The organism is Halorubrum sp. Atlit-26R (genome assembly GCF_003666015.1).
Classification (GTDB): domain Archaea; phylum Halobacteriota; class Halobacteria; order Halobacteriales; family Haloferacaceae; genus Halorubrum.
The window spans coordinates 1-542 of record NZ_QPLT01000350.1 but is presented as its reverse complement, the minus strand read 5'-3'; the positions used below and the strand labels follow the sequence as shown (position 1 = coordinate 542).

General features: G+C 40.2%; 1 protein-coding gene. It reads left to right on the top strand.

Annotated features, from left to right (window positions below; genetic code table 11):
* Positions 1-542, top strand: a 542-nt coding sequence (locus DVK07_RS23040; RefSeq protein WP_158603219.1) for a hypothetical protein, incomplete at both ends; no start/stop codon positions are given.

Below are 542 nucleotides of genomic sequence, written 5' to 3'. Positions count from 1 at the left end.
GGGTTCAGTATTGCCTAAATTCTTCAATCCCATGAATAAAACAATCGGGGTATTTACTGGGTCAAAGACTGCCCCAAACATAGAACTTGCAGCGACTAATATCGGAAAATCACTATCCAGTAACTTCACAACTCATCTGATCTCTACTAGTGAATCATTTTCAGATAAAGTGAATGGCTATGATAAGGCGGAAGGCTACACGAATGGTAGTTCTCAACTTGGAGAGATTTCTGCACTTCTCTCCTATCTTCAATCCCATTCGCCGGATGCACTCTTTCAGATAACGGCTCCACCCTTACACGGATCAATAGTTGGCAGTATCGCTTCCATATATAATATCCCCTTTATTTATAGGTACAACGGGGATCGCTTTGGTGAGTACCACTATTCATCAGGAATTAACAGATTAAGTCATTTTATGCTGAATAATATTCTTGGTAGTTATCCACTCCTTCTTGCTGACTCATATATTACGATGGGACCAGCCGGGAAACAACAATTAGTCGCTCGTGGTATTGATGAGAAAGAAATATCAATAATCC